The following is a 937-nucleotide window of genomic DNA, read 5'->3' on the forward strand; positions in this document are numbered from 1 at the left end:
AGCGTGGACTTGAGGAAAGTCCAGAGTCGGGTGTTTGGTCACGATAGAGCGATACCCATAAACTTGTTCAATACGTTCGGGCGTTAGGGCCTGCCAAGGGTTGTCATCGCAGACGAGTTTGCCGTTATGGAGCAACACAAGTCGGTCTGCGTATTGTGAGGCTAAGTTCAAGTCATGCAATACGACAACCACCGCAGCGTTCTGCGCTTTTGCCGCCTCACGAGCAATTTTAAGCGTGTTGTGCTGGTGGGCGAGATCCAGTGCCGACGTAGGCTCGTCCAACATCAGAATCTTTTTGTCACCAGATTGATGCAGTTGCGTTAGCACTCGAGCCAAGTGCAAACGTTGCTTCTCTCCGCCTGAGAGGGCAGGGTACAAGCTTTCCGCTAAGTGCAGAACATCGGTTTTTTGCATGTAGTGTAGGGCAAGCTCAGTCGTTTCTTTGTTTGAAAGTGACAAAGGGATCGCTCCGAGTTCGACCACCTCTCGTGCCAAAAATGGAAAAGTGAGCGTGCTGTGCTGTGGCAGCATGGCGAGGTGCTTTGCTATGTCTTCAGGTTTCCAGGCTTCTTTAGGCTCGCCAAAATAGTCAATCTCGTTGTGTGATGGAATCTCACCACACAGAAGTTTAAGTAGTGTACTTTTCCCCGCGCCGTTTGGCCCCAATAACGCCGTCACTTCGCCGGTACGAATATCGATGCTGATGTCATCAAGTACTACTCGATGGCCGTATTTCATTGAAATATTCCGGCCAGATAAAACCACGTGATTCATTACAGAATCTTCCCTCTTTGCTGGAACAGTAAGTAGATGAAAAATGGCGCACCGATGAGCGCAGTTACGATTCCGACAGGTAATTCGGCTGGTGCCAATAACACTCGTGCGATCATGTCTGCACAGGTCAACAATAATGCTCCCAACAACGCTGAAATAGGTA

At 49.4% G+C, this 937-nt stretch carries 2 protein-coding genes; both read right to left on the reverse strand.

The genetic code is table 11. The annotated features are described in order from the left end of the window. On the reverse strand, positions 1-774 hold a 774-nt coding region (locus tag R8N47_RS24000; protein ID WP_318185949.1), incomplete at its 3' end, for a heme ABC transporter ATP-binding protein. Then, the coding region (locus tag R8N47_RS24005; RefSeq protein ID WP_318185950.1) for an iron chelate uptake ABC transporter family permease subunit at positions 774-937 on the reverse strand (164 nt) is incomplete at its 5' end. The genes R8N47_RS24000 and R8N47_RS24005, both read right to left, overlap by 1 nt.

Source organism: Vibrio sp. 2132-1 (genome assembly GCF_033344315.1).